18 protein-coding genes are annotated in these 23,667 nt (G+C 31.8%); all 18 read right to left on the bottom strand.

From position 1 onward, the window contains the following. Positions 1-4: 4 nt before the first annotated feature. Positions 5-970, bottom strand: a complete 966-nt coding sequence (locus F6464_RS02555) for a SprB repeat-containing protein (RefSeq protein ID WP_191963311.1) — start codon at positions 968-970, stop codon at positions 5-7. Then, entirely contained in the window at positions 879-1,496 is a 618-nt protein-coding gene (locus F6464_RS02550; RefSeq protein ID WP_225318026.1) for a universal stress protein, read from the bottom strand. Before F6464_RS02550 ends, F6464_RS02555 begins: the two co-directional genes overlap by 92 nt. Further along, a complete protein-coding gene (locus F6464_RS14610; protein ID WP_151106175.1) occupies positions 1,454-1,552 on the bottom strand; it encodes a universal stress protein in 99 nt (32 codons plus the stop codon). The genes F6464_RS02550 and F6464_RS14610 overlap by 43 nt, the downstream gene beginning before the upstream one ends. Positions 1,553-1,759: 207 nt before the next feature. Further along, positions 1,760-1,954 carry a hypothetical protein gene (locus F6464_RS02540; RefSeq protein ID WP_151106174.1) on the bottom strand — a complete coding sequence of 65 codons (195 nt, stop codon included), beginning with the start codon at positions 1,952-1,954 and terminating at the stop codon, positions 1,760-1,762. 172 nt (positions 1,955-2,126) lie between these two features. Next, a complete protein-coding gene (locus tag F6464_RS02535) occupies positions 2,127-2,990 on the bottom strand; it encodes a CPBP family intramembrane glutamic endopeptidase (protein WP_151106173.1) in 864 nt (287 codons plus the stop codon). A gap of 130 nt (positions 2,991-3,120) precedes the next feature. Next, on the bottom strand, positions 3,121-3,798 hold the full coding sequence (locus F6464_RS02530; RefSeq protein WP_151106172.1) for a DUF4386 domain-containing protein: 678 nt from the start codon (positions 3,796-3,798) through the stop codon (positions 3,121-3,123). Between the two features lie 98 nt (positions 3,799-3,896). Beyond that, positions 3,897-4,721, bottom strand: a complete 825-nt coding sequence (locus tag F6464_RS02525) for a DUF4249 domain-containing protein (RefSeq protein ID WP_151106171.1) — start codon at positions 4,719-4,721, stop codon at positions 3,897-3,899. A gap of 11 nt (positions 4,722-4,732) precedes the next feature. Further along, on the bottom strand, positions 4,733-7,144 hold the full coding sequence (locus tag F6464_RS02520) for a TonB-dependent receptor (protein WP_151106170.1): 2,412 nt from the start codon (positions 7,142-7,144) through the stop codon (positions 4,733-4,735). 47 nt (positions 7,145-7,191) lie between these two features. Then, positions 7,192-8,619 (bottom strand): C1 family peptidase, encoded by a 1,428-nt coding sequence (locus F6464_RS02515; RefSeq protein ID WP_151106169.1) that lies wholly within the window; start codon positions 8,617-8,619, stop codon positions 7,192-7,194. A 55-nt stretch (positions 8,620-8,674) separates the two neighbouring features. Then, positions 8,675-8,929, bottom strand: coding sequence for a hypothetical protein (locus F6464_RS02510; RefSeq protein WP_151106168.1), 255 nt, complete (start codon positions 8,927-8,929; stop codon positions 8,675-8,677). 99 nt (positions 8,930-9,028) lie between these two features. Next, positions 9,029-9,592 carry a MepB family protein gene (locus tag F6464_RS02505; RefSeq protein ID WP_151106167.1) on the bottom strand — a complete coding sequence of 188 codons (564 nt, stop codon included), beginning with the start codon at positions 9,590-9,592 and terminating at the stop codon, positions 9,029-9,031. A 61-nt stretch (positions 9,593-9,653) separates the two neighbouring features. Beyond that, a complete protein-coding gene (locus F6464_RS02500; protein ID WP_151106166.1) occupies positions 9,654-10,349 on the bottom strand; it encodes a LytR/AlgR family response regulator transcription factor in 696 nt (231 codons plus the stop codon). Beyond that, positions 10,342-11,409 carry a sensor histidine kinase gene (locus F6464_RS02495; RefSeq protein WP_151106165.1) on the bottom strand — a complete coding sequence of 356 codons (1,068 nt, stop codon included), beginning with the start codon at positions 11,407-11,409 and terminating at the stop codon, positions 10,342-10,344. Before F6464_RS02495 ends, F6464_RS02500 begins: the two co-directional genes overlap by 8 nt. A 396-nt stretch (positions 11,410-11,805) precedes the next feature. Beyond that, entirely contained in the window at positions 11,806-12,030 is a 225-nt protein-coding gene (locus F6464_RS14760; RefSeq protein WP_394349387.1) for an alginate export family protein, read from the bottom strand. Positions 12,031-12,454: 424 nt separating this feature from the next. Then, a complete protein-coding gene (locus tag F6464_RS02490; protein ID WP_151106164.1) occupies positions 12,455-12,958 on the bottom strand; it encodes a DUF1905 domain-containing protein in 504 nt (167 codons plus the stop codon). Between the two features lie 270 nt (positions 12,959-13,228). After that, the gene (locus F6464_RS02485) at positions 13,229-18,031 is read right to left on the bottom strand and encodes a RecQ family ATP-dependent DNA helicase (RefSeq protein ID WP_151106163.1); all 4,803 of its coding nucleotides are present in this window, start codon (positions 18,029-18,031) and stop codon (positions 13,229-13,231) included. Next, entirely contained in the window at positions 18,028-18,294 is a 267-nt protein-coding gene (locus F6464_RS02480; RefSeq protein WP_191963309.1) for a phospholipase D-like domain-containing protein, read from the bottom strand. The genes F6464_RS02485 and F6464_RS02480 overlap by 4 nt, the downstream gene beginning before the upstream one ends. 314 nt (positions 18,295-18,608) lie before the next feature. Beyond that, a complete protein-coding gene (locus F6464_RS02475) occupies positions 18,609-23,456 on the bottom strand; it encodes an AAA domain-containing protein (protein ID WP_151106162.1) in 4,848 nt (1,615 codons plus the stop codon). Positions 23,457-23,667: the final 211 nt, after the last annotated feature.

Below are 23,667 nucleotides of genomic sequence, written 5' to 3'. Positions count from 1 at the left end.
GGATTTATAAACGTATGAACGTATGAACGGGATCAAGTAGTGAAGAAAAAGTGCCATCACCAAAATCCCAAATTACACTTTCATAATCACCCGTTGCCGTAGTAGTAAATTGAATAGGGTCATTTATAGAATAAATACCATAATTCGAGTATCCATAGGATTCGGTGGTGAAATCAGCAGACCCTAATTTTGGAGTAGTTATTGTAACAGTATAATTAGCAATACAGCCGTAACTATCTGTTAAAGAGAGCTGAACAGTTCCATTAGTATCGGTATTCATAATTTCATTGTTTGTACCACTAATTGTACCACTCGACCACGATAGTTTATAGGGTGGTATACCTCCTGACACAGCTGCTATAAAGCTTTGTTTGATTTTTTTAGTATCACAATTAACATCAGTCTTTGTATTTACAGTAATATTTATAGGTAGCTGTCTTGATATTACGTATTTTTCTATTTTAGAACAGCCATTAGCATCAATAACCGTTATTAAATAGTTTCCGCCTGTAATATTATTAAGGTCTTCTGTTGTTGCGCCATTAGACCATGAATAAGTAAATGGTGAAGAGCCACCTGATATGAGAAGATTTATTTGGCCACTATTGGCATCGTCACAGTCAAATGCATTTGTTGTATTGGCGGTTAGTACTAACTGCTGTGGTTCTAGTATAGTAAAAGTTCTGGTAATGTAGCATGGAGTTCCGTCACTTATAACAGCTTTATAGGTTCCAGGACCTAAATTATTTCTAGTTGTTCCTGCTGTACTTCCATCACTCCATTTTAAAGTTACTGTTGGAATGCCTCCAACTAAGTTTAGATTGATGCTTCCATCATTAGCGCCAAAACAACTGACATTTTTTACAATTGGAGTAACTTTAAATACAGGTGCTTGTGGAATAGTTACAGTAATAACTTTTTGGAAATGATTTTTCCCATTCAGAATAAATTGTTTTATGAGTATTGTCAAAAGAAGTGGAGACCTGTAAAACATCCAAATGTGCCTCAAAAACTTTGGCAAGTTTAAAAATTATTTTTAAAATAGGGAATTGCGATTTTTCATATTTAGTAAGAAATAAAATTCTTTTTATTGGTTGGTATTCACAATTGGAAGGGACTGCAAAAACAGGAATTTTAGCATTATTCATGATGCTTTGAGTTACAGTTCCTAAAAATATTTCTTTGAGACCTGTAGCTCCTTTTGTACCCATTACAATATAATCTGCACGCTCTTTTTTAACAAGGTCTAATATAGAATCTTGCACATTGCCTTGTTTTAAAACATGACTGATTTTGATATGTTCAAGTTGTTCATTCTCGGCAATAGCTCTTAATTTAGGAACTTCGTCTTTGTGGTTTTCAAATTCAATCCATACATTGACATGATAATTGTCGATGAGAAAATTTCCATATTCAGAATAAACAATTGCAGGAAACTCATATACATGCAATGTTATAATTTCGGCATTAATTTTTTTGCAAAATGCAAAGCATATCTGAAAGCATTGAACGATGTTTCAGAAAAATCAATTGGAAATAATATTTTTTTCATGATTTTTATGTTTAATTAGTAGAAATAAATTTACTTTTTTTTGAAACTTTAATTCATGACATAAATCAAAGAAAATGATGATGGATATAATTATGTATACTATAAAGTTTGACTAAAACGCCCATTATTTTGGAAAATAATTCCATATAAGACAATCATTCTTTAAAAAGCTTATAATGTTTTCAGTAGTGAATAAAGTGCTTTTATTTACAATTCTAGTGAAGCTCTTATATTATAAAGACCTATATTTTTTGTATTTATTAGCATCAATTGAAATGCTTTTAATGCTTCTTCCAATTCAATCATAAACTGGAAACGGAGTTCCAGAACTTTATTGATTGCTTTTAAAGTTCTATCCTGTGTTTTCCAATATATATTGAAGGCATCCTTCATTTGGGACATGCTTGCTGTACCGTTTAGATTTTACAGATTTAGCATCCAAGGCGCATCTGAATTGTATTGTGCTGCTAAAAATACTGTAGACAAAAAAAGAAATAGACAGTAGATTTTTTTCATTTAAGTTTTAGATTGTATACAAATTCATAATTAATTACTCTATTTAAAAATATAAAAATTAATATTCCTTTCTCCAATAGGGACTGATTATTTTATTCCCACTTAATATTAGTAATAAGATAGAAGCCAATGAACAAAATATAACAGCTTGAATGGTTCCTTCGGGCCCAAATTCACCACCTGTAAATAGTTGGCTACCCGTTATTTTTGCAGTTAGTAAGCTGGATGTTTTTTCATTACCTGATGTTATTGCTCCAAAAATTCCTGATTGCATAAAATTCCAAGCAAAATGTATGGCAATTGGGAACCATAGATTCCGAGCATAAATATATGCGGCACCCATTAAGAATCCTGCTTCAATACCAACACATAATCCGGATAATAAAGTGCTATTTGGATTTGATAAATGCAAGGCTCCAAAAATAATTGCTGTAATGAATAAAGAAATATAGCTGCCCAATTTTTCTTCCACTATTCGAAAAATAATACCTCTAATTAAAATTTCTTCAAAAATGGCAACTGATAATGCTACCGTGAATGGAATAATCATATCGGAAACAGGATTGATTGATACTATTTCAAAACTGCCATTAAGGATAATTACTAATATTGTCAGGCATTGTAATAACACACCTATTATCACTCCAGTTATACTATATTTAGCTATTTCTTTATTTGAAAATTCGGTTATGGCTCTTTTTTCATATTTTCTGTAAAAATAGATATAGGCTGCAATGACGGCTATAGATGAAATGATACCTTTTATCAAATTTCTGTAATTTTTGTCTAATGAAGAGAAATCAAGGATTTTTCCAGTTAGTTGTTGCGCAAGAATAAAGGCAATAAAACATACTAAAAGTCCAAGGAGGATTCTAGTTAAAGAAGCATTTAAAATACGTTGTTTGGTGGTAATTGTTTTCATAATTTTAAAATATGTGGGTTATTTTTAATTGTTTTTATCGAATCGTATAATTTCTTGTATCTGTTTCGCTTACTCTGAAATGACTAAATGGTAGTTGTCAAAATAGGTTTACTTTTTCATTCCTTTTTACTTATTGAGTTGAATAGAAACCTTTAGTAATCAGCCATATTGCCAAAGTCATTTCATATGCAAATACTGGAATTGCAAGAATAGTACCCCAAACAGAAACTTGAAGAAAAACTCCAAACATAACAAGCACTGCGCTTATAAAAATGAGAGGTCCTCCTATTAGACCTAGTATAGAGATATAGCGAGGAACGCGTTTTGATTGATACAAAAAATAACTCATCAAAAGAGTACTTGGTCCTAAAGCAAAATTAGGGCCAAACAAGAATGTCCAATTATGAACAGCAACCAATAGTTTGCCAGCAATAAGGAAAGAAGCTACATTTTGATTTGATACTTTTGAGAAATCTTGGTTTAAAGTTATTATTGATAATAGACTTATTATTCCTATGATTATAATAGTGGCTTCAAGAAGTCTAAAACAAACATAGCCAATTGCTATATTTTCGTTCTTCATTTTTAAAATGGGATACATCATAAATGAGATCGTAATTACTGAAAAGGCAAGAATCAATTCAAAAAATGCTCCCCATATAACTTGAATATTATTTACAGACCCTTTGATAATATAATTTGGATCATTTAGGATAGGTTGATACAATACTAAACCTATTATTGCTGTAATGGCTGCAAGTATAAATAATGTTCCCACAATGATTGCGTTCTTTCTAATTAAATTCATTTTATATATTTAATGTTGTTGTTTATAATGGTAGCTTAATCAGCCTTTCAGGTACAATATCATTTACTTTGTTTAGTAATCTAACTTTCGAACTAAAATTATTGAATGGTATAGTTTCTTGTATCCGCTTCACTTGCTCTGAAATAGCCCAGCGGATAATTATCAAAATTCGTTTCGTTTTTTATGTTTCCTTTTACATTAGCTGGTGGAGATTGAAATGGTCCACCGCCAGAAGTTCCTGCCACGTTTAGTAAGATACTCATATAATTATAATAGGATTTTGAAATGCCATAATGGGTAATTTCGACCTGTTGACTGGGTTTTGTACCTTCTTCGAGTACTAAACTAAAGAATTCATTGCCTTGAAAAAATTGATCGTCATCAACAGAGTATTCTGGTTTTAGATTTTTTGTAAACTTGTATTTATATAAGTAATAATTTTCTGCCTCAGCTGGATCATTGAAAAATGTTTTTAATTTAAGAAAGTCAGTTCCTAAACCATTTTGAGTTTCTTGCGTTACCGAAGTGATTGCCGCAACAGATTTCAAGGTTGCTGTTGCTGTATAAGTCTGTCCGTTATCAATAACCGTCAACGTGTAGGTTTCATCTAGTACAGGCATAAAATTACTACATAGATATACTCCCGTATTAGGTGTTTCTGTAAAGTTGAATGCAACATTTGAACTGTTTTTTACAAAAACCGTAGCTCCTGAAACAACTGGTATTGTATTAGTATAAAAATCAGTTGTAGTTGACAGTTTGATCACTTGGTTGCTGCCCGCTGTTCCTTTTTGCCAAATTAAAGAAGCATCAATTACGAGTCTAGGTTTGTCCGTATTTAAAGGAATGTCAACTACATCTTGACAGCTATTAAAAAAGAGTGCTGTGAATAGTACGAGTATTAGATTTATTTTATTTTTCATCTTATTTGTAATTAAAATTTAAAGTTATAGCTAACAGCAGGAACCATTCCGAAAATGGAAGTCCGTAAGGCTTCATTATTTCCAGTATCGGCATTTTGCTTGAAATTGATAGAAGCAGCATTTTTGTGGTTGTATACATTATAAATGCTGAAAACCCACTCTGACTTCCAGCTTCGATTGTCATTTTTATGGGGCGTTAGGGTTGCCGAAAGGTCTAAATGGTGGTAAACTGGCAATCTGTTTTCATTTCGCAATCCATAACTAGGAACTAAAATATCTTGATAGGTATATTGCCCATTCGGATAAGTTACCGGTTGACCTGATTGAAGAATAAAATTGGCACCAAAACTCCATTTTTTAGTTAAATTATAGGAACTTGTAACGGCAAGATTGTGTAATTTATCATAAGCGGAATTGTACCATTCCCCATTATTGATTCCAATTTCTGAACTATTTCTTCCAGAAGTTTGCTGTTCTGATTTTGATAAAGTGTAGGAAATCCAGCCTGTCAATTTGCCTTCGTTTTTGCGTAACATTAATTCTAAACCATAGGAACGCATCTGTCCGTTGAGAACTACCTGCTCAATAGCTTCGTTGGCAATCAAATCGGCACCATCAATATAATCCATTCTATTTTGGATTTTTTTATAGAAAGTTTCAGCCTCAAAAGAATATTTTTCATCGCTGAAATTTTTGAAATAGCCTAAAGCCACTTGGTCAGCAATTTGTGGTTTGATAAAATTGTCACTGGGCATCCAAACATCCAATGGAGTTGGAGATGAGGTATTGGAAACCAATTGTAAATACTGCACCATTCTATTATAACTTGCTTTTATGGATTGATCTTTATTCAATTCATAAGCAACAGAAAAACGAGGCTCCAAGTAATTATAGCTTTGAATTACTTTGTTTTTATCATAATATTGGGTTCCAATTGGTGTTGCCTTTTGGTACGTCTGTGTATCTTGATTAAAAGATACTGGTTCGTTATTGGCATATAGATTAATGTTGGATTGACCCAATCTATAAAACATACTGTATCGCAAACCATAAGATAGCGAGATTTTTTTAGAGATTTCTTGCTCTGCTGAAAGATAAATTGCAGGTTCAAAAGCGTATTTTTTATCTAATTGTTTAAAATTGATTCCAGAATTCGAACCTGTTGGATATATGGTTCCTGGATTGAAATCGTAATAAATGCTATTGATACCGAAATTCATTTTGAATGTATCCGAAATATAATTCTTGAAATCATATTTTACAGTGTAGTTTTTTATGCCAGAATCCCATTTGAAATCAGCTAAATCCAGACCCAATCCAAAGTAATAATCGCTATATATTACTGATAGATTTGAAAATAATTTGTCATTATACAAATGATTCCAACGTAAGTTTAAAATGGAGTTTCCATAGGTATTGGTAAAACTTTTATCCAAACTAAAAACATCACGACCAAAGTAACCCGATAAGAATAAACTATTATTTGGGTTTAGTTTGTAAGATAACTTTGTATTCAAATCATAGAAATAAGCGGAGTTGTTTTTTTGCTCTTCGGATAGTTTTAAAAATAGATGGGCATATGATGCACGACCTCCAATAAGAAACGAACCTTTGTCTTTGACTATTGGACCCTCAGCTAATAATCGGCTAGAAATTAATCCGATGCCACCATTCATGTGAAAACCAGAACTGCTCCCATCTTTTTGATACATATCTAAAACAGAAGAAGCTCTTCCTCCAAATCTTGCTGGGATACCTCCTTTGTACAATTTCAAATCTTTTATGGCATCAGGATTAAAGACCGAAAAGAATCCAAAAACGTGTGAAGAATTAAAGATAGTGGCCTCGTCCAAAAGGATCAAATTTTGGTCTGCACCACCACCACGAACATTAAAACCAGAAGCGCCTTCGCCAGCATTGGTTACTCCTGGTAAAAGTAACAGCGATTTGATAACATCAACTTCTCCAAGAACTACAGGCATCTTTTTTATTGTAGCAATAGAAAGTTTGTTGATGCTCATTTCTGCTTTTCTGATGTAAGTTGCTTTTCGCTCGGTTGTGACAATAACTTCTTGTAACTGCTCTTCGCTACTGAAAAGTTGAAAGTTTGCTTTGGTATTTTTGTTGAGATCCACGCTTGCAGTAAGTGTTTGAAAAGACACAAAACTCAACTCCACGGTATAGTTGCCTTTAGGAATTGTTATGGAATAAAAGCCATACTCATTGGTCATTGTTCCGGTTTTTAATTCTGGAAAATACACGTTTACCCCAATTATGGTTTCGTTGCTTTTTGCATCCGAAATGGTACCACTTAAGGTGAATTTTTGCTTTGTCAGTTCACTTGAAATCTTGCCTTGTGAAAACATATTGCTAAAAAAAAGCAGCAATGTGGCAGTTAAGAAATAAATTAATTTTACATTCATTTTTTTTGTTTTTTAAAGGATTTTTAAATTTCAATTGGTAAAAAGCATTACAGATTTCTGTCAACTTTCTTGCTTATTGCTTTAGGAATGGCATTTTTATTGACCATTACAGAAATTGTTTTTATGAGCAAATATTCTTTAGACATATAGAGATAACCACCGCAATCATTATTATCTGATGAATTTTTAATAATGTAAAACGTATTGCCTTTCTCGTTTTCTGCTATACCAATAATGTGCATATTATGTACATCTTCGGTAGTACGATTATCGAATGCTGCCTGTCTAATTTCTTGTGTAATGTTTTTAGTATTGTCTAATACGGCAAAACCATTTTTAAATCCTTCATAAATATCACCATCCCAACAAACCGAATAATTATGCAATATGGCATGGTCAATTACCGTGGTGAAGTCAGTTATTGGTAAATTCAAATACTGATTGTTGTTCCAGTTGGCTTCAATTTCTAAACTAAATTTGGAATAAAAAGGGTGATGGGTGTAGGAAGTAATTTCTACATAATCATTAGGATTGATTCCAATCCTTTCTTTGGCAAATGACTTTGGAGTAAATTGCTTTCCATCGTAAATAAAAGTTTCTGGAACTTTGCCTAAAGTTTGAGTTAAGATATCATCTACTTGTTTTCTGTAAAGTTCAGGTGTTAAATCACCATGAGAATTCACATAAAATTTAACCTTTTCTAATAAGGCTTTATTCATATCAGCATGGTCGTGTTTGTTATCCGAATCATTTTTTCCGGAATACACACTTTCTGGAATGGCACCAAATTCTGTATAGGCTTTCAAAACACTAAAAGTTAAATCACCTTCGTTAAAAGCACTTGCTCCATTTCTTCTTATATAATTCTCCGCTTTATTAATATAAGTGGGTCTAACAAAAAACATAGCCGAAAGAACATTAGGTTTTTTACCAAGTCTTAAAGCTTCTGTTTCTATAAAGGAGGTAGTGGCAAAACTCCAACAATCACCAGTCAATTGCTGGTCTTTTATAGGCGTACTCTGTATTAATTTTATGATTTTAAAACCTGCAATTTTTGGATTTAGATTTGTTTTTAGTTGAAACACATAATTGGTTTTGCTTAATCTTAATGGTGTATTGCCACCCCACATTCCCTCAATAATAGAATCTCCAGGAATCATTACACCTTTAAAGATTAATGGAGCAGACTCTGGCCAACCTAACGATTTTCTTGCATCTGTAAAAACGCTATCTTTAACAATCCATACCTTATCAAGTGAAATGTCTTTTAATCTTTTATCAGGAAAATCCATAAAACCTTTGATTTCATTGTTTTTCAATTCAAATCTAAAAAGTACTAATTCAGATGAAGACAAGTCTTTGGTAATCGTTTTGCCCATCCAAGAACCTTCAAATGGTTTTTGATTTTTATTCTGCGCATTAACTAGAAATCCAATAAATAGGAGGATAATTAGAATTGTATTTTTTGTTTTCATAATTAAGTGATTTTAAAAAATTGACTAGAAATTTATAATTGTATCTTCAAATAATTCATTCCACAAAAGTACTTTTAGAAGTAAATTGTAGGGTAGGACAAAAATGAAGTTGAATAGGATTTTTGTAAAGTTTTATTTGATTATCAATAATTTGAGCTGTAATCAGTTGTTTTCTTGAATCACTATTCAAGTTGAATTGCACTTTATTAATTAGATTAGAAATTTTAGCTTCTATAAAAATTGAATAAAGAAAATAAGGTAATACAGATAGTATAGACAGTAGTAAATTGGTATAAATAAGCTTTTCCATAATTGTTCTTATGTATAATTTTATACAAAAGTCCAAGAATGGCTCTAGGTCTACAATATTATTATGCGAAGTAGGGAAAAATGTCTGCAAACAAGTATTTTAAGTCTGCAAGACATTTGCTGAAAAGTTATATTCTAGTATTAATTTTTTAATTAAATAAAAGTCATTTGAATTGTCATTGCTGAAAGCCACAAAATATTTACATTGCCAATTTTGAGTCTTCGCCGCTTGTTTATTTGTAACAATGTCCCAAGGTGGATAAACTCTTATTCCACGTTTACCATTTTTACCATTTTTTGATATTATTCCTTTTACATCCAAAACAGATTTTGGAAAAATAAACTGTCCAAATTTGTCTTCATTTTTAGATGTGATTATAATAAAATCTATGTCGTCTGAAATATCAAAGGGCTCCGTTACTCCTTCTTGATTTCTTTTCCAAATTGTTACAAATTGTCCCTTTTTTATTGGTGTAATTTTAGAACAACGATGTTGAATTGTCTTTCCATTAAGCTTAAATGAACAAGCGCCATATTCTTTGCTTTCAGAATTCAGTTTAAGTTCTGTAAAGTCAAAGTCACATTTGTCATAAAATAATACTTTTGCAGCTTTAAGATCGTCATGTGATGAGTCTATTTCAGTCAATATGTTTTCTATTGTCATATTTTACTGTTTGGTTCTGTGTTTTGACATTGTTTAAGTCTACTAGGTATTAATTAAAAAATTATATTTTGTTGTTTATCATTTTAAAAAACAGTTCTTTATAGGTTTCAGAAATTGGAATTATTTGATTTGAAATTGTTATTCTCATGCGCTCTATAGATTCTATTTTGTTAATCCCGACCATATAAGATTTATGCACTCTACAAACCAAATGAGAAGGTATAGTTTGTTCCAGCTCGCTAAAATTTTGTAGCGTCATTATTCTTTTACTAACAGTATGAATTCTTCTATAGTCTCTCATTCCTTCAATAAATAAAATATCGCTTAAATCGATTTTTACTAATCGGTTTTCAGTCTTTACAAAAATAAAGTCCTGTTGAGTAGTTGGTAAGGGTTGAATGCTATTTTCTTGTGCTTTGTTTACCGCTTTTAAGAATCTATCAAATGTAAATGGTTTTAATAAATAGTCGGTTACATTGAGTTCGTATCCTTTTATAGCATATTCTTGGTAGGCAGTCGTTATAATAACCTGACTTTCTATTTTTGAACTTTCCAGTAATTCGATACCGGATAATTCATCCATATTAATGTCTAAAAAAAGTAAATCAACTTTATTAGCTTTTAAATATGCCAACCCATCAAGCGCATTTTCGAACGTGCCGCATAAATGCAGAAAGGGTATTTTGTCGACAAAACTTTTGGTTCTCTCAAGTGCCAAAGGTTCATCTTCTATAATGATACAAGAATAGCTATCCATTTTTGATTGTTAATTTTACACTGTACAAGTTGATTTTTTTCTCTAATTCTAATAAATGTTGCTCCGGATAGATCAAATGTAGCCGTTTTTGAATAAGATCATTTCCTAAACCATTACTTTCTTTAATCACTTTTCGATTGGGATCAAATTTGTTCTCGCATAAAAATAAGATGTTTTCATCATTAATAAAGAGCTGAACAGTAATGGCATTGTCAATTTTTTTATTGGTGCTGTGCTTGAAAGCATTTTCAATAAATGGAATAAAAACCATTGGAGCAATTGTTATGTTGGCTGGAGTACCTATTACTTCAAAACTTACATAATTAGCATTTGCCGTTCTTATTTTTTGCAATTCGATGTATTTCTCGATGTACTCAATTTCTTTTCTCAGTAAAATTTCATCTGTTTTGGTTTCGTAAAGCATAAAACGCAAGATGTCCGACAGCTTGTTTAAATAGTTGGAAGCTTCTGTTGCATCTTTTAAAATAAGCACATCAATGTTATTCAGCGTATTGAATAAAAAATGAGGGTCCAACTGAGATTTTATCAATGCCATTTCGGTCTCATGATTTTTTTGTTTTAACTCTTCTTTCAATTTTATTTCATTAACCCATGTGATAAAACCTTTTATTATTAATGCTGCTAAACCCGAAATGGAAGCAATAAAACTCATAAATAGTATTGTTCTCATGGCGGTAGACCTTCCTTTTATGCCTCCTTTATCCATATCAATCAGTTGCCCAGATTCAATTAAATAGCGCATCAGCATATAGGCTATTATTGACGCAGCCATTGAAATCAGTATACCAAAAATAAAGGAACGGAAAAACTTTTTTTGTTGTAAATATTTTGGAAATACGATTAAATAACAGCCATAAAATGTCAGGAATGATGGAAGAAAAGCAAAAAGGAATAGTGATTTAAAGGCATTTAAAACTCGTGCTGTTTGATCGATTTCTTGATTATTACTTCTGTAAAAAACAGCAAGCATAATTGCTATTAGTAGCAAATAGCATAACCAAAAACCAATATGCAACAAAATAACGATTGATTTTTTCATAACTTCAAATTTAGGGATTTAGAAGAACAAAATTCAATGATTTTAATGTCTTTAGAAAATATAGTATTCCAAATGGGGATATTCGTCTGCAAAATTAGTAAAGGGTTATGCAGAGGCAAAATGAAAAACACTCCCAATGGAAGTGCTTCCTTAATTTTAGTTGGAATAAAAATAAAGTTCATTACTAATATTAAATGTTGATTTAAATGACAAATACGTAACATCTTTACCCTTTTCTGTAGCTTTGGATAACTTCCTGCATCAAAAGAGAACGATACATTTTTTGTTTGTTGGTATGTTGTTTCTAAAACATAAAATTAACCCAGTATTTTTTTTTCGTCTGAAGCAAAAGAGCATTTGGTTTTGGCTTGTTTTCAATCACTCCAGGCGAATAGGTTACGTCTTGTTTGCTATTTCTTGCCATAAAAATACTTGTGCTAGAATGTTTAGCTTTTCAATAGGATTTATTTTAATGTAGGGGTATAAACTTATCATGTTTGTTGCACCAATAGGAATTGCGAAACCATAAGCTGGTTTAGCATACAATAAATTATAGGTGTTTAATTTGTTGTCGCTATTGTCTTTATCTCCTGAAGCTACATTGGCTACATCACCAACAATCCCTTTTTTAAATATAATTTTTTATTGGATGTACATACCACGCGAAAGGATTCGCTCGGTCAATGTCATTAAGTTAAGGTTTTTTTGTCATTTCGACCATCGGGAGAAATCACATAACGTGAGTAACATATGAGATTCCTCCTTCATCGGAATGACAAGGCCGAGACTGTTTTTCCTTAACTTAATGACATTGTTCTCTCGGTATCGGGGAGTTTGGTTGTGTTGGGGTTAGATGATTTAGGCTTTGATTGGTAAATAAATCTATGTATACGGAGTTAGGGGAGGGTTAATTTATAGACTGTAGATACTTATTGGGATGGGTACGGATTGCAAATCCGCGTGAACGGGTTGAATACCATTTTACAAAATGGAGTATTTAAATTGCTATTAATAATGGTATTGGAGTACAAATAATTTTAACTTGCTAGCTGTTATTTGCTGCCATTTTTACAGTCAGTTCATTTTTTATTATTTTGTCTATCGTTTTAGCAATTCGTTCTACTTTTGTTGCGTCCGTTTTGGCAGAGTAAATCCATTCTATAAACGTTTTTTGTTCTCCTCCATTTGTATAGTTTATAAATGTTTCATAAACATTTGGTTCGTCTATCAAACATAGTTTTAATTCTTCTGGAATTTCAGTTGGTAAATTATCAAAAAATAAAATGATGTGTACATAATCGCCCTCTTTTTTATTTATCTTTTTTCTTATTTCAGCTTTTACAGGCAAAAACAGATTGCCATTTCCCATGGGTTGTAAATTGTAATTTTTAATTTCAAAATTGTCTATTGTACCTCGAACTCTTACCCAACCAAAAGGGGTATTTTTGCTTTGTTCTATTTCAGGAATTTTTGCAAATGTCCAACCGCCTTTACCTTGAAATTTTTCGAGCAAGTATTGCTTATCAACCAACGGGATTTTTTCTTTCATTTTTTTTGCTATTAAAAACCAAAAATCAAGTACATTACGAACTTGTCTCCTTTGTCATGCTGAGCTCAATTCCCTTGTCATGCTGAACTCGTTTCAGCATCTTTCCAATACATAAAAGGCTCCACTATCCATCGAGGGTTTAATTACTTACGCGCCGCTTTTCTTTTAGTAACTGATAGTATTGGTAATCCAAATTTCATAATTGTATTGTTTTTAGATGATACGAGGTCTCGAGGTTTTAATCAACCAGAAAGTTTAGTAATTTAAATGCTATGATTTTTCAAAAAGTAATTCAGGTAAAACAATTTTTACTTCAATCTTCTTGTTTTCAACTGTCCAATGAACAATAAAATTTACTTTGGCTTCTTTCAATTCAAAACCACTATTTTTCATCGCTGTTATTCTTTCAAGAAATTTCTTGGAGAACTTTAAAACCAATTCTCCTCTGTCGTTTTTGCAGCCTTCATCAGAAATTATCATCGAATCTCCGCTTGTGAGTACGTTTACTCGCTTCTGAATATACTCAAAATACCCTAAGTATAAATCCTTGTGTGAAAGATGCATTACCAATCCACTTGGGGGTTGAAATATGCCATTGTTTTCAATTCGATCTAATTCTTCAGTTTTTAAATGGTCAAGATAATTACCATTCAAGTGAACAGTTAAATTTTCTTTTGCCCTAGTCATTGCAACATACAACTGTCTTTTTTTCTCATCAGTACTTGCATCAAAGTGATCAAGAAGTAAAAACACATTATCAAACTCTTTCCCTTTAGCTTTATGAATAGTTGAAACAAAAATGGTTTCTCCGTTGGTACTTATGAAATCTTCTATTTTAGATTCTCGAATAAAAACTTCAAAGTCTGATTTGTATTTTCTCTTAGTGTTTGTCCCTTCAAAATCTTTGATAAGGTTATTGCAGATTTCAAACTTTGAACTTAGTTTATATCGGTCAATTAATTTTCTTTTTGCATTTCCCCAGATATCATCACTGATAATAAAAACATCATCGCTTAATTTCAGTTCATTCAAAAAGAAGCGAACCTCTTCAAGATTATATAGACTAAAGCTGTCGTTGCTCTGAATCAATTTTGCTTGGTGTCCGTTTTTTGTCAAGAGTCCAGCCACTTGAAAAGCTTCTTCGTTACTATGGGTCAAGATGCAAGTTGTTCCTGAAAGTCCGGTTGAAAGTATGTCGTCAATTAATGGGGTGATAAGATTTCCATTGTGATAATGAATAATTCTAATTTTTCCATTGTCGAGTTGATTGGCAACAATCGGAATTTCTTTTAAACGCTTATCAATCGTCTTTAAAAACTGATTGGTAAACGAAACTAAATTGCTTTTGCTTCTATAGTTTGTAATCAGTTCGTATTTTGTTGCCTTCTTGTCTTTAATAAAACTCAATAAGTATTTTGAATCTGCACCCCGCCATTCATAAATATTTTGGTCATCATCACCAACTGCAATCACTCTCATTTCCTCATTCTTCTCCATGAGCACTTTTATCAATTCAAATTCTTCCTCGTCCATGTCTTGTGCTTCGTCAATGACCAAAACAGTTTTAGTTATTCTGCTGGTTTCGACTTCGTTGTTCTTTATTTTCTCGACAGTGTTTCTAATAATGGCACTTGATCTATCGAGTGTCCCCACTTTTCCTAATAAGTCAAAACAATAAGAGTGGAATGTTTTTATGTCAATATAGTGAGCGGCATTTCCAATTAATTCAATCAAACGCTTTTTAAATTCGGTTGCAGCGGCTCTAGAAAAAGTGACCATCAGCAACTGCTCATGCTTCACATCTTCCATCAAAAGCAATGACGCTAACTTGTGAACTAAAACTTTTGTCTTACCACTGCCTGGACCAGCAGCCACAACTATATATCTTGAATCTTTATCGTCTATGATTCTTCGCTGAACATCAGATAAAGAATCAAAAAGTTGCTTGTACTTCTTTGGCGTTATATTTCTTTTTATTTCAGTCTCTCTACTTCCTTTGAAATATTTGTTTATAAATGAAGGAAAATTTAAATTGAAATAATCATCAACAAATTTTATTGCACCAGAATAATCATCAATCATTTTCATGGCATATTCTCCAACAATATGAATTTGCTGAACCTTGTGGTCATAAAATTGGCTTAGTTTCTGATAGTCTTGTTCCTTGTATTGTACTCTGTTGTTTTGCTCAATCCGGTCAATAGTCAATTTGTTATAAAGCACAAGAAAACCACCTTCAATTTTTATGGCTTCAATACGTGATAGATAAAACAAGGTGTCTTCAATATCTTCAATGGAGGCTTTCACTTCAAACAATTGAACTTGGTTAGCAAAAGCTTCTTGCAACTCAAGAACAGAAAATTCAACTAAAATTTCGTCTTTATCTTCTTCCCCTTGTTGAAGAATTTGATTGCTCTTGTCATACATGTAGCTAACAATAAACTCGGCTAATGAGTGACGCTTTTCTAATTTCTCTTTCAATTCCTCTATGGTTTGGCAACTGATAGCCACAATATGATTCTTTGAATAATCTTTGTTAAACCGCTTTATCCAATTCTTTATTGACCAAAAATTTAAAATGATTTTTATTTTGTTTGGAGACACCTCTTTGCATCCGTTTTCTTCTGCTTGCTCATTCAGTTCTTTAATGTGAAATGATTTTTCTTCTGTATCAAACAATGGACAAAGGAAATTTTCAATCAATCCATAACTTTGAGTAATGGCAAGGGAACGATTTTTATGCTCTCCCTTTTTAATGAATGCAGTTAAATCCTTTGAGTCTGCTAATATCTTTTCATCACGCAATAGATTAACAACAGAAATTACATTCTGAATGTTAAGGCCTAAATTATCAGCGATATAATCAACTCTTGCTTCTGCTTCGTCAGATTGTAATTGCTTTCTGCTTTTACTGGAAAACAGGCTCTTTATAATTCTAGTGGCAGTTACTTTTTGTTCTTCGCTGAATTTTTGCGAAAGCATTATCTTATCTATGGCATCTTGTGCGGTTTTTGAAAGGATACTATTGGCAAACACTCGTGGCATGTTTTGCTTTCGTTTTAAATAGCCAGCTTCTTCCAGTGCAGCAACGGCAGTGGTAACCCGTGTTTCAATTTCCTTTAAATTGTCATCCCAACCTGCTGCTCTTGCTATTTCTAATGCAGATTTTTGAACACTTGATTTGAATTTGGTAATGAACTTTATGGCATTCCAAATTTGTTTTATTTCATGTAAATTTATCTTAGTTTGGTTCAACAGTATGAAATGCTTACTCAAGTCTTCTTCATTAAATAAAACATAACAATCGGCAGTAATACTTTCATCGCGTCCTGCACGTCCTGCCTCTTGTACATAATTTTCAAGCGAATCTGATATTTCATAATGAATAACCATTCCAACATCTTTCTTATCGACTCCCATTCCAAAAGCGGAAGTAGCCACCATTATTTGAACATCTCCTGCTATAAAAGCATTTTGGTTTTCTGTTTTTTCTTGACTTTCCATCTTGCCGTGGAAAGCCCTAGCATTAAAACCGTCAACATTTAATTTCTTGGCTAAATCTGCTGCTCTTTTTGTTCTGGAAACATAAATAATAGTTGGGCAATCTTTGTCCTCTATTAAATCTCGAACAGTGTTGTATTTTTCATCGTCATCTCCTTTTTCAAAAACTTTATAGTGTAGGTTTGTTCGTGACGCTTTAGAAGGAAAGATTTCAAATTTAATCCCCAATTTTTCTTTGAAATATTCACAAATATCTTCAATGACTTTTTGTTTTGCCGTAGCAGTAAAACAAGAAACAGGAATTGGATCTTCAAGATTTTTATTTTCCTGAAGGGATTTAATAAAATCACCAATGTATAAATAATCCACCCTAAAATCTTGTCCCCAAGAAGAGAAGCAGTGGGCTTCATCAATTACAAAGCGGACAATTTTTCTACCTAAGAGTAACTTTTCTGTGGTTTTTGAACGAAGTGATTCAGGAGAAATGTAAAGAATAGATGCTCTACCATCTTGAATTCTTTCAATGGATTTTGACCTTTCAATAGGGTCAAGTAAACCGTTAATGGTAACCGCATCTGTTATTCCTATTCTTTCAAGGTTGTCCACTTGGTCCTTCATTAGTGATTGCAAGGGAGAAATCACAACAGTCAACCCTTTTGCATTTTCACCTGCCATTAAAGCAGGAACTTGAAAGGTAATTGACTTTCCACCACCTGTTGGGAATACAGCTAATAAAGATTTGTTGTCAACGGCAGCCTGAACCGCATTTTCCTGCAAAGGTTCACCCGCATAAGTTCTGTAAGCGTCAAAGCCAAAATAATTTTTCAGTCCCTTGTGAATGTTCAAGGCTTGATTACAGTATTCGCAGCCAGTAAGGCAAGGTTTACTTCTAAGTTGAAACATTATCCTTTCAAATTTCGGAAAGTTTTTTAGAACCCAAGGCGGAGTAATGGAGTATCTATTATTGCAAGCTATCAGTGCTAAACAATAAGCCAATTCAATAGGGTGATCTAAAATTATTTTTGAAAGGTCAGCATTACTACAAATTGTAGTATCAAATTTTTCGCTAATAAGTTTTTCTGTTTGTGTGACACTACTGGTATATTCAATGAATCGAAAAAAGGCGTTGAACTCTTTTTTTTCATATAATAGCAAATAGAAAATCTGTTTTAGTTTATCGTCTAGCTGATTAAAATTAGAAACTTCGTCAAAGAAAAGGTCTTTTGCTTTTATAGCATCGTTAAGGGGATTGTTTAAATCCTCTGTTTGTAGTTTGTCGTCTTTAAGTAAGGCATGATAGGGCTTTGACGGAAACAATAGGGGAGAGAGAAACAGGGTGTCAATGCTATTAGCAGGATGTACTTGCGCATCAGAAATGGCTTTCTGAATGTAAAGTAAATCATGATTTAGAATGTTGTGACCACAAATAAATGCGGTACCATAAAGGTGCTTTATAAAATCGGTAGTAGAATTAGAATGAAAAGAATCGCCGTTTCCCTTGATACTACCCATATCAAGAATTTTACCGCTCTTTTGCTCAATCTCTGTATCTATAAAGGCTATTGAATTCATAGTCGACTAAAATACTCATTTTTAACCAATTTAGGTTGAATACCCAAAGCCTCAATTTGCTCCCAACTCTTAAAATTTTCATTATCAAGTCTGCAATAAAACTTGACCTTAACATTTCTATTTGAAGCATTTTTTATGGCCACTTTAATGCTTTCCCAATTATTGAAATTTACATAGGGAGATACCAATATTAAATACTCTTCTGCTTCATGAATTAAAGTTAATATTTCACTAGTGATTTGGTAAGGGGGTATAATTTTCATTTTTTATATTTCACTTTTAATAAATAGTTTTAGCATTTAATAGTTTTTCCTTTTTAAGAAATTCTAAGATGATATTTTTCGATTTGTTTGATTTTAGAATTAATAATCGAATAATTTTAGGTTAATAATGAAGCAATAATTTTCTTAATGTACTTTTTTATTATCTTTAATTTAATTCTCTATTTTTTAATCTCAATTAAAAGTTTTGACTTTTTTATTTTGAAACTGGCTTGATTCATATTATTGATTATTTATATTGAATTTAATGAGCCTATAAATCATTACAATCGACAATGGTGAAAGCTCACAATAATTTAATTTGCCACTTGAAGAATTTCAACAAAATTGTCTAAATCTCCAACTTTTACAATGTCACCGATAGAACGCCCAAGTATTGATACTGCCAATGGTGATTTGATATAGACTTTTTGGACTCCATTTACAATTTCACCTTTGTTGTTAGTGGATTCAACTATTTGAACACTTATGTCCTTACCATTATTCACATATTTTACTTTTACCTTACTATTTAGCTTGATTTCGTCTTGGAATAGATGGGTTTGCACCGGTACCTTTCTTTCAATTGCTTGAATAATTGCAACATCTTTCTCAATATCAATGTGAGATACTTTAGAAATATATTTTTCAATTATTTCTATTTCGTCCGTAAAAGCCAATGCTGTCTTTGAATGATCTTTTAATTTTGAAACACCTGTTGATTCAACACTCTTTATAAAGTCAATTAGTTTTGTTGTTTCCCGGCTTGAATTGCGCCACCAATTTGTACTCCAAATTCTATGAAATACAAAACCGTTATTTTCTAATATTTTTTGTCTGTGTCTGTCGTGTAAATAGGCTTCTCGACTGGAATGGTATTTTGCACCATCACATTCAATTGCAATTTTAGGAACCCCAATTCTTTTAGGGTCATAAACAATATCAATTCTAAAACCAGCAAACTGTAATTGCGGAATTAATTTTTCAATACCCAGTTTGTCTGCTAAACTTTGATATACTTCTTCTTCGAATGGTGACTCTAAATCACCTCCAACGAATGAATCAAAACTTACACTTTTAGTTGTATTTTCAGATAGGGAAGTTAAAACAGAAAGCCTTAAATCATTGCTATTCTCGCTTACAGCTTTAGAATAAGCCAAATATGCATACAGAACAGCTCTCTTATTATTTGACCCTTCAGTCGCTAAATACTCCTTATAATTCATAAATACTTGCTCTGGTATTGATGAACATACATAAACTTTAAATTTGGCTCGAGTAATAATTACATTTAAAAGTTTATACCCTTTTGAATGATTAATTGGTCCAAATCTTTGGGCAAATTTTCCATCTTTACCTATTCCATAAGTTGTTGAAAGAATAATTACGTCCCTTTCATCGCCTTGGATATTTTCTAAATTTTTTATGAATGATTTATTACTCTTAGGGTTGTCAAGTTCTAATTCTTGTATTTTTTCATTAAAATCACTAAACTTTTCAAACTTTTTCCGCTCTTCAATTTTTGACTTTATTAGATTTCTTTGAGCAATATTGAATGTTGCTATTCCGACAGTTGGATATTCTCCGTTTGGTAATCGGTTAATGTTGTTCTCAATTATTGATAAAACCATTTCGGCTTCCGCTTCATTTGTGTGCTCTGAAAAAGTGCCGTTTACCTGAATATATTTAATGGGAACATATTCAAAATTATTTGGCAAAGGCTTTAGTCTTTGATTGTAAAAAGCATAGTTGGAAAAATCAATTAAAAATGGATGCCGTGAACGATAATGGAAATCAAGATGCTTTCTTTGGAAGTTTAATTCAGTACCAAAATCAAGCAGCGATTCACAAGACAACAACATATCATCTTTATCGATTCTAACTTTATTGTCATTTTCCTCTTCTATATCATCTTCATCTTCAACAGTTCCATCGAACACCTTACTGAAATAATTTGAAGGCGGCATTTGATGTTCATCCCCAGCAATAACAATCTGCTTTCCTTTTAATATTGCCGGTAAATTATCTTCCAGTCTTAATTGACTGGCTTCATCAAACATCACAATATCAAAATACCCATTCATTCCCTTGAATAAATTACTCGCAACATCTGGAGATGTCAAAATAATTGGAAAAAAGGATGAAAAGAGGTCGGCATCATATTGAACAATTTGCCTTAATGAAAGTCTTTTGAATCGGGTACTACTTCTTTTATTATAAAGATTTTCAACAGAAAGATTTATGTTTTTTTCCTCAAATTCTCTTGTTGTGTCTATCTGTTTCGAATACCAAAATTCTTTAATGAATTTTAGTTGCTCATTTTCTATTCCGTTTAGCGCCTTATCAAGTTCATTATGTTCACCATCATCAGTTGGCAATTCCATATTCGCTGAATTTAGAAGCATCGAATTAAGATAATGAATCAAAAAGGACTTGTTCCAATTTGATTTAGGCTTTAATTCATTGAGTATTGATTTATTTGTTTCAGATTGGATATTGTAAAATTGAAACCATTTGAATTCAATTGTGAATAAATCTTTTTCCGCCTGGAAATAATCAACTTTCTTCTGGATAAGAGTTTCTATATCCATTATGAATTTGTAAAATTCTGCTAACTTAATTTTCTCAATAGTCCAATTGTCATTTTTGATTTTATAGGCTAAAGCATTTGACTTTTCTTGAAGTAATGAAAGGCTTTTTATTTCAATTTCATTCGGATTTGCTTTGAGTAAACTAATCTTTTGAAACTCTGTTCGAATTTTAGAGTCAAATGATTCTTTTACCGATTCTAAATCAGCAATTAGACTAGATACAATGCTTTTTTTATTGTTGAATGAACCAATGAATGAATATTGTAATTCCAAGTCATTACTTTCAGCTATTGTCTTCGACAGCACTTTGAAGACTGTATTAAGATCGTCAAAGTAAGTTTCAAAATCATTTTTTATAGTTTGCAATTTTAATACAAAACTTTCAGAACATTCTAAATCGTTTATTTTGAAGTTAATAGGTTGAAATAAAATTTTAGTGTCAGCAGCATCCAGTAGGGAAGTTAAATTGAATGAATTAAATTCCTCTTCAATTTTGTTGTCAAAGCCATTTTTTAGCCTTACTGCATCACTTTTGAATGTGTGTAAAGATTTTTTCTTTGAATCTAAATCTCCATCAAATTCTTTAGTGTCGTAATCTTTAGAGGATTCTATACATTCTTCGAGTCTTTTAAAATTGTTTTGCAGTTTTAGATGATCTGAAATGGTTTGTTTCTTGCTTTTTGAGAAAATAGATGCTATTTTGAATCCAAAACTGTCAATCTTTGCTTTGTTTGTTAAATCATCATTTCCCTTATTGCTTTCAAAAATCGAATCAATTTCTGTAATCAACTTCGAAAAGCTGTTTTCTTGTTGGTGTAATTCTGATTTTCTAAATGTGTAATATTCAACTTGGTTTTTATAAATTAAATGCTCCAGTTCTTTTTCCTTTTCAAAAACCTTTTCTATTGCTTCATTGACAAATGCAAGCTGCGTTTTCAATTCACTTTTTCTTAAACCAAAAAACTCATTTCTATTTGCTTCTAAAAGTTGTTGAATTTCGGCAAGTTGTTTTACATAAATATCAAAATCTTCATTAATACTTTGTTCAATTAAGTATGGATTTTCTCCAATTAATTTGGAAGGATTGATAAATGAAGTTGATAAAATTGGCAAAAAATCATCATACAAAATTTGACCTTTATGAACAAGGTCGAGTAAGGAGTTTAATTCCTGGGATGTATAATTAAAGAGCGTTTTGTCAATGTCAAGATTATTATCATCACCATTTCCTTTTAGTTCTTTTAATAGATTCCCTACTACATCAGGCCAAGATTTGTTCCCAATAAGTTTTTTATCAAGTTTTTGATGTTTATTATTGATATTGGAGATTAATTCTTTTGCTTTTGAAGTTAAGATGTCTAAAGATTCTTTTGAATAATTGTATCTGTAGCGTTTGTATTCTGAATTGTCAACACGATCTCTTACAGAGTCAACAACCGTTTTTCTGTCCTTTACAATGTCTCTAATCAAGACACAATGATAATTTAAACCTTTTTCTATCAGGGCGTTATGGAGTACTTCAAGTGCCGTTCTTTTTTCACATACGACAATAGTTTTTTTATTATTCTCGAGTGCATTTACAAGGATAGCTGTAAGGGTTTGACTTTTACCAGTTCCCGGAGGACCTTGAATTAAAACATTTCTTGTTGCTTCTAATGAATGCAAAATACTTTGTTGTGAAGGATCCGTTTCTACCGATGAAATGGATTGAAATGAATGTTTCTCCATATCTTCAAGGTCTAAATCTACTCCTTCAAGTTCCATTAAATCCCCATAATCATTAATTATATTTTGTTTTTGAACTTCAAAAATGGAGAATAAACCACTAAAATCAATAAAGGAATTGGTGGAGTTCAAAGGCAATTGTTCATAATGTGCCTTATCTCCAATTGAAGTAACAGTATCTAATTTCTTTTTAAAAGTTTCTTCTAAATCTTCTGGAGACTTTGTATTTATTGCTTTTATAAGATTGCTACAAATTTCAATAAGTTCAGCTTTATTGATTAAGCCATCATCAAGCATTTCACTTGGAATTTGTTCTATCTCAATTTCTGAATCACTTTGTAAATGATTTATTAAAACTTCATTTATATAAATAGGGTCATCTTCATTCCTAAGTATTTCCCAGGTATTAAATTCTTTGGTTCGTCTAATGCGTAATGACCAGATAAGAATAGGTGAAACAGTTAATTTATTGTCAGCTCTATCACGTCTTGCTAAAATTGGATATCCAAATCCAAAAGTATTAATCCCTTTTTCAGACTCAATTGCATCTGTTTGATTTATGAGGTTTTCAAATGCTTTGGTAATTCTAACTAATTGTGTTTGGTCTTCTTGAAAAAGAGAGTTTAAATCAGGCACATTGTCTTTCCAACTTATTCTAAATTTAAGCGGCAATTCTGTCAATAATGATTTAATAAAATTATTAGGAAGGTCTTTATCAATATGAGAAAGCCTATTTAAGTCAAACTTATATCTAGAATTTGCAGGAATAGCATTTAAATGAACACCTCTGCGATTTCCTATTTTAAGTCTTCTTTGTAATTCGGATAATAATTTCTCAGTTAATTCCATAATTGTTTATTGAAGCATTGTGTAAATTTTGTTTTTATCCTCTTGATTTAAATATTCATTCCTACAATCATTTAAAAAGTTCCCTATTGCAGTCAAAACAAATCCCCTTTTTTGAGATTAATATTCTGTTTTACAAATCCGCGCCTTTCAGGGTAAACACCCGAAAGGATTCGGGAGTGAGCGGGGGGGAGACAATATTTTTGTATTCAAT

It is taken from the genome of Flavobacterium luteum (assembly GCF_008806775.1).
GTDB classification, from domain to species: Bacteria; Bacteroidota; Bacteroidia; order Flavobacteriales; family Flavobacteriaceae; genus Flavobacterium; species Flavobacterium luteum.
The sequence above is the reverse complement of the archived record's forward strand: the minus strand, read 5'-3'. Positions and strand labels throughout refer to the sequence as shown.